Annotated in this window: 11 protein-coding genes; 5 read left to right on the top strand and 6 right to left on the bottom strand. The window is 67.4% G+C overall.

Annotated features, from left to right (window positions below; all coding sequences use genetic code 11):
* Positions 1-290: 290 nt before the first annotated feature.
* Genes QK444_RS21345 through QK444_RS21355 form a run of 3 tightly spaced genes read right to left on the bottom strand, consistent with a single transcriptional unit; the run spans position 291 to position 3518 of the window.
* Entirely contained in the window at positions 291-1307 is a 1017-nt protein-coding gene (locus QK444_RS21345; RefSeq protein ID WP_282782966.1) for an alpha/beta hydrolase family protein, read from the bottom strand.
* A 3-nt stretch (positions 1308-1310) separates the two neighbouring features.
* Complete coding sequence (locus QK444_RS21350; RefSeq protein ID WP_282782980.1) at positions 1311-2252, bottom strand: acyl-ACP desaturase; 942 nt, start codon at positions 2250-2252, stop codon at positions 1311-1313.
* 36 nt (positions 2253-2288) lie between these two features.
* Entirely contained in the window at positions 2289-3518 is a 1230-nt protein-coding gene (locus QK444_RS21355) for a lipase family protein (protein ID WP_282782982.1), read from the bottom strand.
* Positions 3519-3830: 312 nt separating this feature from the next.
* Between QK444_RS21355 and QK444_RS21360 the strand changes: the two genes are divergently transcribed.
* The 3 genes from QK444_RS21360 to QK444_RS21370 all read left to right on the top strand — a co-directional run bounded on the left by QK444_RS21360 (position 3831) and on the right by QK444_RS21370 (position 7150).
* Entirely contained in the window at positions 3831-5090 is a 1260-nt protein-coding gene (locus tag QK444_RS21360) for a helix-turn-helix domain-containing protein (RefSeq protein WP_029932150.1), read from the top strand.
* Positions 5091-5259: 169 nt separating this feature from the next.
* Positions 5260-6054, top strand: a complete 795-nt coding sequence (locus QK444_RS21365) for an amino acid-binding protein (RefSeq protein ID WP_282782969.1) — start codon at positions 5260-5262, stop codon at positions 6052-6054.
* A gap of 94 nt (positions 6055-6148) precedes the next feature.
* Positions 6149-7150, top strand: a complete 1002-nt coding sequence (locus QK444_RS21370; RefSeq protein ID WP_282782983.1) for a diiron oxygenase — start codon at positions 6149-6151, stop codon at positions 7148-7150.
* 1 nt (position 7151) lies between these two features.
* On the opposite strand, the gene QK444_RS21375 is transcribed toward QK444_RS21370, so the two are convergent.
* Positions 7152-8783 carry a hypothetical protein gene (locus tag QK444_RS21375; protein WP_282782971.1) on the bottom strand — a complete coding sequence of 544 codons (1632 nt, stop codon included), beginning with the start codon at positions 8781-8783 and terminating at the stop codon, positions 7152-7154.
* Between the two features lie 186 nt (positions 8784-8969).
* Between QK444_RS21375 and QK444_RS21380 the strand changes: the two genes are divergently transcribed.
* Positions 8970-10046, top strand: coding sequence for a CSLREA domain-containing protein (locus tag QK444_RS21380; RefSeq protein WP_282782973.1), 1077 nt, complete (start codon positions 8970-8972; stop codon positions 10044-10046).
* 114 nt (positions 10047-10160) lie between these two features.
* On the opposite strand, the gene QK444_RS21385 is transcribed toward QK444_RS21380, so the two are convergent.
* Positions 10161-11144, bottom strand: coding sequence for an acyl-ACP desaturase (locus tag QK444_RS21385; RefSeq protein WP_282782975.1), 984 nt, complete (start codon positions 11142-11144; stop codon positions 10161-10163).
* A 194-nt stretch (positions 11145-11338) separates the two neighbouring features.
* Here QK444_RS21385 and QK444_RS21390 point away from each other — a divergent pair, with 194 nt between their 5' ends.
* Positions 11339-11944, top strand: coding sequence for a TetR/AcrR family transcriptional regulator (locus tag QK444_RS21390; protein ID WP_282782977.1), 606 nt, complete (start codon positions 11339-11341; stop codon positions 11942-11944).
* Here the strand turns inward: QK444_RS21390 and QK444_RS21395 are convergent.
* The coding region (locus tag QK444_RS21395) for an alpha/beta hydrolase (protein WP_282782978.1) at positions 11836-12634 on the bottom strand (799 nt) is incomplete at its 5' end. The two genes, QK444_RS21390 and QK444_RS21395, sit on opposite strands and share 109 nt — an antisense overlap.

The raw sequence follows: 12634 nt of genomic DNA on the forward strand, positions 1-12634 counted from the left end.
CCCGCGCGCCCTTGCGGCCGGCCTCGTGCGGATCGGCGGCGTTCTTGCCGCCGAAGCTGCCGGTGCTGGCCTGGCCGCCCTTGCGAGCCTGCTCCTCTGTGTCTTTTCGGTTCCCGAACTGGCCGGGATTCTTCGGATCCGCCATCGCAATTCCTTCCGTGCGTCGGTCGTTGCTTCGGGACGGACCGCATCGCGGCCCTGTCGACGCACTACCCGGCTGGCGGTGGAGTAACCCGAGGTCGGCGGAACTTCGTCGGCACGCCCGGTTGGCCTGCGGCAATGGGCGAAAATCACTCCGCCGCAACGTCCAGCGCGCCCGCGAGGGTCCGCCACGCCGGTTCCAGTTGGGCCGCGAAATCCGGCCAGGCGTGCAGACCGGCCGGTGCGTAGTGCACGGTCGCGGGGATCCCCAACTGCGCCAGGCGCTGCGCGAAGCGTTCGGTGCAGCTGCGCGCACCGGCCTCCAGGGCCACACCGCCACCGGCCTTGCTCAGGGCGTCGGCGATATCCGGGGCCTGGGCGAGGGCGATGAGATTCGCGGGGCCGGGTACGCCGCTGGCGACCGACAGGTGGATGGTGGTTCCGCGCAGCGCCTCCGCGCCGAGCAGGCTGTCGTGCGCCAGCCAGTCCGGGGAGTTCGGCGGGCCCCAGAGGTTGTCCACATTGCCGCCGCGGGAGCCCACGGTGATGCGGGTGATGGCGCGACCCAGCTCGTCGGCGGTGGAGTAGCAGCCGCTCAGTCCGGCTACGGCACGATAGCGGCCGGGATGGCGTCCGGCGATCATCATCGCGCCCTGTGCGCCCATGGAGACGCCCGCGATGGCGCGGTGACCGTTGCCGTGCAGGTAATCCTCCACGATGGGCGGCAGCTCCTCGGTCAGGAAGGTCTCCCAGCGGTTGAGTCCGAGCGTCGCGTCGTAGTGGTGCCAGTCGGTGTACATGCTGCCCATGCCGCCGCTGGTGAGCACCACGTCGACCGGCTTGTCGGCGAAGAACTCCCGCGCGCCGCCCTGGGTGATCCAGTCGGACGTGGCCTCGGCCTCCACGCCGTCGAGCAGGTACAGGGTGGGCCGGGGCGCGGTCCCCGCACCGCGCAGCACATCCACCGGCACCACGCGGCGCATGGATTCGGAGACGATATGCAGTCGCTCCCAACGATTTCCGCGCACCTCGGTGTCTACCAGCTCGGTGCGCAGCACGGTGGGATCGGCGACCTCCACCGGGTCCGGCCACACCATCGGCGCCGCGATCACCGGGGCGACCGCCAGGGCCGCCGCCACCATCGCCGTGCCGATACTCGCGCGCACGGCTCAGCCCACCGCCGCCGCGGCCCGGGCCAGCGCCCGGTCGCGCTGTTCCTCGAAGCGGCGGGCCTTCACCTCGAGATCCTCGAGGTAGGCGTGCAGTTCCTCGCGGGCGCGTTCGCCCTCACCCGACAGGTCGCTGCGGTCGAAGACACGCCAGGTGCGCAGCACCGGTCGCAGCACCGAGTCCAGGTGCTGGCGCAGATCGTAGATGCCGTTCTTGGCGAGCAGCACCGCGTTGCGCCGGAAACCCGGCTGGGTCAGGCCGGGCATCTGGAATCGGGTCACCACGTCGGTGATGGCGCGCAACATCTGATCGGGCGTGAGATCCAATGCGGCGGAGCCGATGCGGCGGTAGAAGATCATGTGCAGGTTCTCGTCGGTGGCGATACGGGACAGCATGCGCTCGGCGACCGGTTCGGCGCAAGCGATTCCGGTATTGCGATGACTGATACGGGTCGCCAATTCCTGCAATGTCACGTATGCGACACCGCTGAGGAACTGTGAAATCTGTTCGGGACTGGATATTCCGGTGGTCATATGCGCCATGCGCGCACTCTCCAAGGCGACCGGATCGACGGCCCGGGTGACCACCAGATAGTCGCGCATGACGATGGCGTGCCGATTCTCCTCGGCGGTCCACCGCCCCACCCAGGTACCCCACGCGCCGTCCATCCCGAGGGTGTCCGTGATCTCACGGTGATAGGACGGCAGATTGTCCTCGGTGAGCAGATTCGTCACCATGGCGGCACGGGCCACCTCGGACAGCGAGGATTGTTCCGGCTCCCAGTCGATTCCGCCCATGGCCGCGAAGTTACGGCCCTCGTCCCAGGGTACGTAGTCGTGCGGATTCCAGTTCTCGGCATGCCGCAGATGTTCGTTCAGATGCCGCTCGGCCACGGGCTCCAATTCCAACAGGATTTCACGATCGGTCAGTGCGGTGAACAACACGTACTCCTCAGACGGTGGGAATATTTCGATTCGTCAGCAGGTTCCGGTGGCCGTTTCCCCGCGGAAACGGGCGTCGATCCAGGTCAGCACGTGCGGCAGCCCGAGCACGGCGGCGGTCAGATGGTCGGGGACCGGCACGGTCAGCGATTGCACCGTCACGCCCGCCGCACACCACCGTCGCACGGTATTGTCGATCGCGTCCACCGGCACCAATCCGTCGATGGGCGAATGCCATTCGAAGATCGGCATATTCGGTGTGCCGTCGTAGAGTTCGAGACTGTTCTCCTCCACCACGGCACGCGCCTCGCGGTCATCGATCATGGAGGTACTGGCGGCGAAATCGAGTGCACCACGCCCGGCGCCCGCGGCGAGCAGGTCGTTGGTGCAACTATTGGCGATCTGCTGCCGTACCAGCATGCCGCGATCGTTGAATTGGGAGCTGATCGGGAAGCGGCGCGGGTATTCGCGTTCCAGCCCGAGCCCGGCCGCCAGGGCGAGACCGAAGACCGGATGCGCGCCGAGACCGAGGCTTTCCAGCATCTTCACCAGATTCATGGGCACCCCGCCCGCGGCGGCGCCGTCGATCCGCAATTCGGGCGCATAGGTTTTCGCCAGTGCCGCCGCCCAGGCCGTCGCCATGCCGCCACCGGAGTAGCCCGCCATCACCACCGGACTGCCGGAGAGCCGGAACTGCTCCACTCGCTGGACCGCCCGAATGCCGTCCAACGTGATCAAACCGCCCAGTTTCGCCGCGCCGTAGGCGAAGTTCGGCCCGAGATGGTCGGGCATGGCGATACTCCACCCCCGGCGCAGCGCGAAGTTGTAGGCCGGGGCCTCGCGCACCATGAGATTCGGGTCGTCGGTGTAGAGCACCCGCGAGACCGAGCACTGCGCGCCGAGGCCGTTGATGATGTGCTGATACGACAGCAGTGGACCGTCGATGTCGCGGTGGTGTGGAGTCAGCACCGTGGTGACCGCCGCGATGGGATCGCCGACGGAATTCGTGGAACGGAACTTCACCAGGGTGATATCGGTATCCGGAAAGATCGGCAACGCCGGCATAGGTCGTATGTCCAGCACATCGCCGGGTGCGTACTCGGCGATATCCGCGGGTTGTGCGTAGAACGGATCCGGATCGGGTGCGGGGTAAATCGGCCGGGCCTGCGCCGCCGGTGCGAGTACCGCCACCAGCAATCCGGCCGCGAGCGCCACGGCCGTGCGCGACCAACTCCGAACTCTTCCTTTCCGTGCGTGCCGACGCATATCCCGACTGCCCTTCGTCCACCCGCGAACCATGTCGGGAGAGGCTATTCAGTCGAGCGACCGAAAGCAGCAGTCGATCGGAATCTCCTGATATCTCACAAGTTTCGGGCAGTACCGATGGTGATCGGGCTGTGATGTGTCCAGCCCGGGCGTTCTCGCCGAAGTCCGCGCGGACGCCGTTGTGAAGTGTCACAGTGGCAGTGTGCCGGGCACCGACAATCCGACAGATCAGCCCGAAACCTACCGCCGACACCGGGGGCATGGTTAGTGTTATCCAGCCGCACAGGTAGTTTGACGCGGAAGGAGTCAGCCATGCCCGTCGACAGCACCGAAAGGCCGGGTCTCACCTTTTCCGGGAGACCGATGTCCTCGCCACTCAAGGACGTCTGGGCGCTATCCCGGCAGATGGTGGGCCACTTCGTCGAGAACGTCGCACCGTGCGGAACCCTGCCCGGGGACGCCATCTACGGCGATGTCACCACCATTACCCGCACCTGCCTGGAAATCGCCGTCAGCATGCTGGACGGTCGAGATATTCCCGCCAAAACCGAGCGGCTGCACGAGGCCGCCGCACAGTGGGCGCGCGAGGGAGTACCCATCGACACCATCCATCACGCCATCCACGAGGGATTCAAGATCGGATTCGATCTGGTGGTCTCCGCCGCCACCGCACGCTATCGCGGCGACGGCGAATTGCGGCTGTCCCCGGGCGATTACGACAACCTCATCGACGGGGCCAAGCTGGTGGTGGAGATGCTGGATCGGATGACCTCCACCGTCTCACTGGCGTACGTACGCGAATTGCGTTCCGTCGTCAGCGAGCACCACACCGCCGTGCACACCCTGACCTCGGCGCTGCTCGGCGGCCATCCCACCTCCACCATGGCGCGCGAATGCGGTATCGAGATCGCCGAGTCGTATTCGGTACTGGCGCTGACGATCCCACCGCATCCCGAGGAATCCGATCCCACCCTGGACGGCAAGGTGGTCGCGCGTCGCAAGCTGCGCCGGGTACAGGCCGAACTCGCCACGCGCTGCGCGGATGCCGCACTGTCGCTGCTCAGCGTCGACGGCGGCACCATCCTCATCCCGGTGACGGCCAAGCGGCCCGAGGAGCTGGACGACCTGGTCACCGATCTCTCGCGCGCCGCGCGGGTGCCGATCACGGCCACCACGGTCAGCGCGACGCCGCCGGAGATTCCCACCGCCGCCGAACAGGCGCACGACCTGCTCGATATGGTGCACCGCCTGCACTGCGTGCGCGGCCTGTACCGCTTCGACGATCTGGCTCTGGAATACCAGCTCACCCGGCCGGGTCCCGGTCGCGAGTATCTCGGCTCGCTGCTCGATCGACTGGACGAACACCCGGAACTGCTGGAAACCCTGCAACGGCATATCGCCAACAACCTCAACCGGCAGCGCACGGCGCGCGTGCTGCATGTGCACACCAATACGGTGGACTACCGGCTCAAGCGCATCGCCCAGCTGACCGGATTCGACCCGACCCAGGCATCGGGCCTGTGGTACCTGCGTTCGGCCCTGGTGGCCCGGAGTTACCGCACCACCGCCTGACTCGCTCGGGAGCTCCCGGGGCAATCCGGGTGCTACCCGTCACTGTGTAACCGCCGCTGTGCGGCAGGCCACTAGAAAGCGCTAGGGCACAGCGCTTTTGCCGCCAACCTTCACTGTCTTGTTACAGCTGTGCACGGTGCCGAAACGTCGGTCGGCGACCGTGGTGAACATGAAGCGAACCGATGTCCTGGCCTGTGAGGTATGCGGACGTCTGCCGCATCCGCACCGCACCCGCCTGGCGCTGGCCAAGCTGGCGGCGGTGTTCCCGGTGGAGCTGGCGCTGCACGCCCTCGTCGTTCACTACCATCTGCCGTATCTCGCAACGGTTCTGGTGCTGACCGTCACCACCACCATCCTGGTCATCTGGGTGGTCGAACCCTCGGCCATGCGCATGCTCGGCTCCTGGCTGCACGGCCCGGAGCTGCGGCACCGCGACCATGTGTGCCGCGCCGACTATCTGTGGCGGATCCGCGTCCGCATCGACGACTCCCCCGGCCGCCTCGAATCGCTGGCCAAACATCTGGCCAACCGCCGCGCCAACATCCTCACCGTGCACGTGCACCATCTGGAGAACGGCGTCCTGGACGAGTTGGTGGTGTCCACTCCCGCCGATGTCACCACCCACACCCTGGAGACGGCCGTGATGCGCGCGGGCGGCACGGTGGTCGGCATCTGGCCCGCACCGGCTCTCGCACTCGTCGACGGCCAGACCAAGGCGCTCACCCTGGCCACCCGGCTCGCCGCCGATCCCGACGAACTCCCGCTGGTGATCGCCGAACTGCTCGGCGCGCAGTACGTCACGGGCACATCCGTATCCCGCACCCCCGGCGTCACCCTGGAGATCGACACCCACCCGGAGCTGCCCATGACCTTCGTCCGCGCCGGTGAGCCGTTCACCCCGGCGGAGATCGCCCGCGCTCACCGCCTCACCGACCTCGCATTACTGGTCACCCACCAGCGCTGATACCGCCAACCATTGACTGATACTGCGCGTAACACTTAACGTGGGGGTGTGGTGCCGCAGGCACCCGTCGGAAAGGAGGACAACGGTGTCCACAATCACCGATGCGCAGTCGGACCCGGTGGCGGATCAGGCCGCCGAGTACGCGCGCGCACTCTTGCTGCTGTCGGAGGGGTCGGTGGACCGGCACTTCGATCCGTTCCACGATATCGATTGGGACAACCCCGATTTCGATCCCGACACCGGTCCCGAACGCTGGACGCTGCCCGCGATCGGCGATCTGCTCGGCGCGCACCCCTGGTATCGGGCGCTGCCGCTGGAGCGGCGCATCGCCATCGGCAAATACCGCCAGGCCAATGTCGCCAAGGTCGGGTTGCAGTTCGAATCGCTGCTGATCAGCGGCATGGTGCAGCACACCTTCTCGCTGCCCAACGGCTCCCCGGAATTCCGGTACTGCTCCCACGAGATGATCGAGGAGCACAATCACACCCTCATGTTCCAGGAGATGGTGAACCGGATCGGCATCGACGTGCCCGGAATGGGGCCGCTGGTGCGACAGGTACGCCATATCGTGGTGCCGATGGCGGTGTTCTTCCCGAACCTGTTCTTCATGGCGGTGCTGGCCGGCGAGGAACCGATCGACCACATCCAGAAGCAGGTGCTGCGGTCCGGGCAGGAGGTGCACCCGATCATGCGCGGCGTCATGGCCATACATGTGGCCGAGGAGGCACGCCATATCTCCTTCGCCCACGAGTTCCTGGAACACCATGTGCCGGAAGCCAATCCGGTGAACAGGTTCGTCTTGTCGCTGGCCATGCCGATCGTCATGCGGATCGCCGGGCGGGCGATCGTCACACCGCCGCGCGCCTTCTTCGACGAGTTCGACATTCCCGACCGCGTGCGCAAGGAGCTGTTCTACGGATCGCCGGAGGCCAAGCAGACCTTCGCCGACTACTTCGTGGACGTACGGGCGCTGGCCAAGCGCATCGGACTGATGAACCCGGTGGCCAAGCGGGTGTGGAAACTCCTCGATATCGACGGCCCCACCAGCCGTTACCGCTCCGAACCGCTGCGCGCGGGCGTGAGCAAGGTGGCCTGACTCACCGGCAGGTCACCGCGAAAGCGGACAGTTCGACCCTCGGATGGTCGGCGGCGAGGCAGCTCACCGCCGCACCGTCCAGGGTGCCGGTGCCGAATTCCATGGCGACACTGCCGATCACACCCGTGTTGCGGGAGTCGATGAGCCTACCCCGCACCCCGGAGACCGAGGTGCGGTCGATGCTCCCGCGCACCACGTCGGTATCGCCGACATTGACGATCGCCAGCCCGTTGGCCGCCGCACCGGTGACCGTCGTGTCCCGGATGTCGAAGGTGAGTTGCGCCGTCGCGGGTTCCGGGCCGGTGGGCGTATAGCTGATGAGCCCGATGCCGTCGGCGCTGCAATCGCCGAACCGCGAGTCGGTGACCTCGAGGTGGGTGCTGCCGGTGCGGCCGAAATTGGTCGTCACCAGGCAACTGCCGAGGTTGGCCGGAATCACCGGATTGAGCACCGCCGCCGGGAAGGTGGAGTGGAAGGCGCTGACATTGTTCAGGGACAGCGACTGCCGCGCCCCTTCGGTGCTGAGGTTGTAGCTCTCGATGATGTCGCCGCGCACATGCTCGAAGGTGCTGTTGCTGACCGTCACCCGACTCTGCGGGGTGCCGTTGGTGGTGACGTACTCCAGACCGTTGGCGGAGAAATTGCCGTGGCCGTCCCGGAACTCGTTGCGGTCCACCGTGACATCCATGACGGCCCGGCCCATGGGGTTGATGAACAGCCCTTCGCTGTCGGCCAGGTGATTGAGCGGCGACGACAGCGGGGCGATGCCGATCTGCTGGTTGCCCACCAGTTCGGCGGTCAGGCGCGCGGTGTCACCGGCCTGAAGCCCGAGGGCGAGGACCGACAGTTTGGCCAAGCCGAGGTTGATATCCCGGATGGCGTTGTCGCGCAACCGGGCGTCGACCACGCTGGTGCCGTGCGCGCGAATGTCGATGCCGTCGCCACAGGCGGTGTCGTGCACGATATTTCCCTCGATCCGGATGGTGCCGGTCGCCGCGGAGAAGTCGGCCATGATGGCCGCCCAGCCGTTGTTGAGGATGATGAACTCCGGCAGCGGGTCCGCCGCCACGCCCACCGCGATGCCGGGCGGCAGGGTGAACGGCCCGATCATGAAGCCGTCGGCGCACCGCCGGTTGGTCCCGGTGACCCGATTACCGCTGATCACGGCGTCCGCGGCATCGTGCCCGTAGATGCCGCCGCGTTGCGCGCCGTCGATGACCAGATTGCGGACCTGGGCCCCCGGGGCCAGCCGCACCGCGTCGCCGTCGTTGTCACCGGTGGTGTTGGTGAGCCGTGGCAGTTCGGCCCCGTCGGGCGCACCGATGACCTCCGCTCCCCCGCCCACCAGCCGCTGCCCGGGCTTGAGCGCGATGCCGCCGTCCAGGGCCGCGGCCGCGGGCTGGATCACGATGGTGTCGCCCGCGCGGGAGGCCGCTGCGGCCCGAGCCAGGCTCTCGAAGGGCGCGCCCGCCTCCCCCGACCCACCGGGCGTGGCTCCCGCGCGCACATACCAGGTCATCGAATCCGGTTGTGCCCGAGCGATTCCCGTCGCGGCGGCGACACAGGCGAGCAGGGCGACCAGCGGAGCCGCCATGCGGGCGGTGCTGCGGCGGGTGTGTTCGTTGCTGATCATGACACTCCGGATTCGGCACAGGAATTGTCCATACCCTGCCAGTTCGGTTCGAAAACCGTCCATCCGGCAATATGCCAGGATTTCTCCGCCGCCGTTGTGCACTCGACAGTAATCCGATCGTTCTACCTCGCCACCCGGACGCCTTCTGCTACACCGGAAAGCACCAATGCGAGAGTAGTTGTGCGTATGAAGATCTCCACAATATCCAGCGTCCTCACCGGAATTCTCCTCGCCCTGTGCACCGCCTCGCCGTACGCCGCGGCCGACACCGGTTCGGCGGGCCCGGCCGTATTCACCGTATCCACCACGGCGGACGCACCGGCGGCGAACCCCTTCGACGGGCAGTGCCGCACGGAGGCAGGGGAATGCACGCTGCGGGCCGCCGTCCAGGCCGCGAATGTGCGGGCGGGCAGCACCATTCACATTCCCGAGGGTCGCTATGTGCTGACCGTGCCGCCGAATCCGTGGAATGTCAACGGCCCGTTCATCGATCCGACCACCGGCGATCTCGATATCACCGCCGACACCACCCTGGTCGGCGCGGGCCGCGACCGCACCGTCATCGATGCCGCGCACATCGACCGGGTCATGCTCACCACCGCCACCGTGTCGATCAGCGATCTGACCGTCACCGGGGGCAGCGCCGCCCAGCACGAGATACCGTTCTTCGAAACCGGCGGCGGCGGTATCGCCAACTCCGGCCGACTGCGCCTGGACCGGGTGCTCGTCACCGGCAATGCCGCCGACTACGGCGGCGGCATCTTCAATATCCCGGTGGCCGATATGCGGATGACCGACAGCATTGTCACCGGCAATGCCGCGGGCGAGGCGGGCGGCGTCCGCTGCGACAACACCTGTGTCTTCACCCGCTCGGCCATTACCGACAATCATGTCGTCAATCCGCATCGCAGCTGGTATCGGATCGGCGGATTCGCCGGGCGCGGCGGCGGTCTCGATATTCGCGGGGTCGGTGAGGTGGTACTCATCGACACCGCGGTGACCGGCAATACCGCGTCCGACGGAGGCGGGGGGATCAATATCGCCCCCGCCTATCTCGACACGCTTCCCTACCAATTCACCGATGCGGTGAATCCCGGAATGGGCAAGCTCATCCTGCGCGGTTCGACCATCGCGTACAACACCGCGGGTATGGGTGAGCAGAATTGCAAGAAGGTCTTCGCCGTCATCATCTCCACGGGTGCCAATCGCAGCAATGACGACTCCTGCGATCTCACCGCGGCGGGCGACGAGGTCCATCCCTGACGAGAACGGAGGGAATCCGCCATGGGTTCGTTCAATGTCGGCGACTGGATGACCGCACTGGGCCAGGGTTTCACCTGGATCGTGTCCATCCTCGTCTCGGGGGCCACGGCGGGCTCATCGTGACGAGCGGACCGGATCGGCGGGTGACGCGCTCCGTGCCTGTTCCCGCGCCAGCGCCCGATCGCGCTGCTCCTCGAATCGGGGGATCTTGACGGTCTCCAGGTCCTCCAGGAAGGCCGCCAGCCGCTCCCGCGCCTGTTCACCGCGCGCACCGAAGTCGTTGCGGTCGAAGATGTTCCACTGCCGCACCACGGGCATGAGCACCTCTTCCAGATGCTGGCGCAGATCGTAGACGCCATGTTTGGCCATGAGGACGCCGTTGCGGCGGAAGTTGGGCATGCCCGCGCCCGGCATGCGGAAGTTCTCGACAATGGTGTCGATGGCCTGCATGGCCTGGTCCGGCACCAGATCCAGGGCCGCGCCGCACATGGTGCGGTAGAAGATCATGTGTAGGTTCTCGTCGGCCGCGATGCGCTGCAGCATGCGGTCGGCGACGGGGTCGTCGCACACCCGCGCGGTATTGCGGTGGCTCACCCGGGTGGCGAGTTCCTGAAAACTGACGTAGGCCACCGAGTGCAGGAACCCCAGGCCGTCGTCGAGGGCGGCGGCCGGGGCGCCGAATCCGTTGGTCATATGCGTCATGCGGTCGTGCTCCAGCGCCACCGGATCGACGCCGCGGGTCACCACCAGATAGTCGCGCAGGACGACGCTGTGCCGCTGTTCCTCCGCGGTCCAGCGCCCCACCCACGTCCCCCAGGCCCCGTCCTGCGAGAAGTTCTCCGCGATCTCGCGGTGGTAGGACGGCAGATTGTCCTCGGTCAGCAGATTGGTGACCAGCGCCGCCTTGGCCACGTCGCTGAGCCGGGATTGCCCCGGCTCCCAGTCCACGCCGTCCAGCATCGCGAAATTGCGGCCCTCGTCCCAGGGCACGTAATCGTGCGGATGCCAGTCCTTGGCCATCTTCAGATGCCGGTTCACGCACTCCCCGGCCACGGGTTCCAACTCGGTCAAGATCTCTCGCTGCGTCAATGCGCGCACACCGCACTCCTCGAACCGGTTCGGGGCCGCGTCGATTCGCGGCCTGAATCGCCCACACCACCACGACGGCCGAGGCGCCGGTAGGGACGAACGTCCCGTCCAAGATCGGCTAATGTCATCACCGCCCCGACGGCTATGCTCGAAGCATCGACACACCGCGAAAACAGCCACGCCAGCGCCGGTCTCGGGAGACCGTGGCGGTGGTGCTGGAGGCCGCCGCGCAGGTGTTCTCCCGGGAGGGGCTGGCGGCGACCACCAATCGCATCGCCGACCGGGCCGGGGTGTCGATCGGCACGGTGTACCAATACTTTCCGAACAAGCACGCCATCCTGCGCGCGCTGGCGCACGCGCACGTCGAGGAGGGCGGACGCCGCCTGGGTGCGGTGTTCCGGCGGCTGCGCGTCGAGCGGCCGTCGTTCCCGGAGACCCTGTACGCCATTCTGGACGCGGTGGCCGACCTGCACCGCGATCGCCCGGCGCTGCACGGCCTGCTGCACCGGCTCGCGCCGCGGCTGCCGGAGGAGGTGACGGCGCTGCGCGCGTTCGAGGACCATCTGGTCGATGAGGTCGCCTACCACCTGGAACGATGCGGGCGCGGTGGCGAGGATGTCGAACTGGCGGCCCGGACGCTGGTGCACGCGGTCGACGCGCATCTGCACCGGGTGCTCACCCGGCACACGATCGATACCGATCAACTGGTGCGCTTCGCCGAACTGTTGGTTCCCGATCCGGTGACGGCCGCGAGCACGGAGCGCAGCGCGCCCGCGAGTTCGGTCAGGCCGGGTTCCTCGATCGGATAGTGGCCGCAGCCGGTGAGCAGCACCGCCTCGGTGGGCGCGGCGATCCGGCGGAGGAAGCGCAGACTCGGTTCCGGCGGCGTCCACCGGTCGGCGGCCGGGTGCACGAGGGTGACCGGCGCGGCCGTATAGCGTTCCGGCGGGGTGTGCGCGAAAGTCAGGAAGCTGGCGAGGAATCCGAGCGGGATGTGGACGCCGCCGCCCCGCGGATCGGTGGCGCACAGCCGCGACAGTTCCGGATTCAGACTCATCGCCCGCATATCGACCAGCCAGCGAATGGGGACGCGCACCCGTCCGAGGAGCGGGTCGAGCGCTCGCAGCACCGGCGCGAGCGCGGCCGTGGCACCGATGCGCGCGGCCGCCCGCCGCGCCGCCGGATCGGCGGGGTCGAGCAGACAGGTGGCGACCACGTGGGCGATCCCCCCGGTGCGCGCCGCGACCTCGTAGGCCAGCATGCCGCCCATACTCGCGCCGAACAGCAGCAGCGGGCGCTCGTCGCGATCCCGTTCGGCGACGACGAGATCACACAGCGACTCCACCCAGTCGCCGTAGCGCACCCCGGCCGGATCGGGTTCGACGGTGTCGCCGTAGAGCGGCAGATCCGGGGACAGCACCTCGATCCCGGCCCTCGCGGCCAGCGCCGTCAGCGGCCACAGCGCGGCCGAGTAGCCGCCCGCGCCGTGGATCACCAGG

Source organism: Nocardia sp. CC201C, assembly GCF_030010695.1.
In the GTDB taxonomy this organism is placed as follows: domain Bacteria; phylum Actinomycetota; class Actinomycetes; order Mycobacteriales; family Mycobacteriaceae; genus Nocardia; species Nocardia otitidiscaviarum.

Bases quoted from the DNA above. Each gene is read 5' to 3' on its own strand.
- QK444_RS21355 (WP_282782982.1), bottom strand. From the start codon at position 3,518: ATGCGTCGGCACGCACGGAAAGGAAGAGTTCGGAGTTGGTCGCGCACG.
- QK444_RS21360 (WP_029932150.1), top strand. From the start codon at position 3,831: ATGCCCGTCGACAGCACCGAAAGGCCGGGTCTCACCTTTTCCGGGAGA.
- QK444_RS21365 (WP_282782969.1), top strand. From the start codon at position 5,260: ATGAAGCGAACCGATGTCCTGGCCTGTGAGGTATGCGGACGTCTGCCG.
- QK444_RS21375 (WP_282782971.1), bottom strand. From the start codon at position 8,783: ATGATCAGCAACGAACACACCCGCCGCAGCACCGCCCGCATGGCGGCT.
- QK444_RS21380 (WP_282782973.1), top strand. From the start codon at position 8,970: ATGAAGATCTCCACAATATCCAGCGTCCTCACCGGAATTCTCCTCGCC.